General features: G+C 54.9%; 1 tRNA gene and 1 rRNA gene. Both read right to left on the minus strand.

Going from position 1 to position 273, the window contains the following annotated elements:
* A 5S ribosomal RNA gene (gene rrf / locus OGY19_RS00525) occupies nucleotides 1-72 on the minus strand; the annotation flags it as partial.
* A gap of 39 nt (nucleotides 73-111) precedes the next feature.
* Nucleotides 112-187: transfer RNA gene (locus OGY19_RS00530), tRNA-Thr, on the minus strand.
* Between the last annotated feature and the right edge of the window lie 86 nt (nucleotides 188-273).

Below are 273 nucleotides of genomic sequence, written 5' to 3' on the forward strand. Positions count from 1 at the left end.
ATCGGCGCTACGGCGTTTCACTTCTGAGTTCGGCATGGGGTCAGGTGGGACCACCGCGCTACAGCCGCCAGGCAAATTCTTTACTAAGTGCCAAACTTTAACCCGAAAAACTGGTGCTGATACCCAGAGTCGAACTGGGGACCTCACCCTTACCAAGGGTGCGCTCTACCAACTGAGCCATATCAGCACACTAAATTTGATGCCTGGCAGTTCCCTACTCTCGCATGGGGAGACCCCACACTACCATCGGCGCTACGGCGTTTCACTTCTGAG

This window comes from Citrobacter sp. Cy070 (assembly GCF_030332245.1).
GTDB lineage: Bacteria > Pseudomonadota > Gammaproteobacteria > Enterobacterales > Enterobacteriaceae > Citrobacter > Citrobacter youngae.